This window comes from Paracraurococcus lichenis (assembly GCF_030657435.1).
Taxonomy (GTDB): Bacteria; Pseudomonadota; Alphaproteobacteria; order Acetobacterales; family Acetobacteraceae; genus Paracraurococcus; species Paracraurococcus lichenis.
Genome location: NZ_JAUTWS010000482.1, coordinates 1 through 464 on the forward strand (window position 1 = coordinate 1; position 464 = coordinate 464).

Below are 464 nucleotides of genomic sequence, written 5' to 3' on the forward strand. Positions count from 1 at the left end.
CGGCACATCCGCTCGACCCCGGAGCTGGATCGGTTGCGGGCGCAGCTCTCGTCGCTGATGCCGTACCGGGCGGCTGCCGAGGTGCTGGCGCAGGTGCTTCCGGTGGACGCCGGCAGCGATCCCGAGACCCTGCGCCGTCACACCTTCAAGGTCGCCGCGAGCCTGCCGGTGCTGGCGGCGGCCAAACCAGCCACACCTGCCGAGGCCATCGTGGTGACCTTGGATTCGACCTTCATCCGGAGCTGTGAGGAAGGCGAGCGGCACCTGGAGGTCCGCATCGGCAATGTCGAGACCACAACCGGCAGGCGACAGGTCTTCGGCGCTGTCGCCAAGACTGACACCGACCCTGCGGCGCTGATCCGCTGCAGTCTCAATGCTGTAGGATGCAGCAAGGGCACGGCGCTGACGGCCTTCACCGATGGCTGTCCTCGACTGCGAGGCATTCTGCTCAAGGCTGGCGTCAC

At 67.5% G+C, this 464-nt stretch carries 1 pseudogene; it reads left to right on the forward strand.

Going from position 1 to position 464, the window contains the following annotated elements:
* Positions 1–464: pseudogene (locus Q7A36_RS40890) on the forward strand (hypothetical protein); the annotation flags it as partial.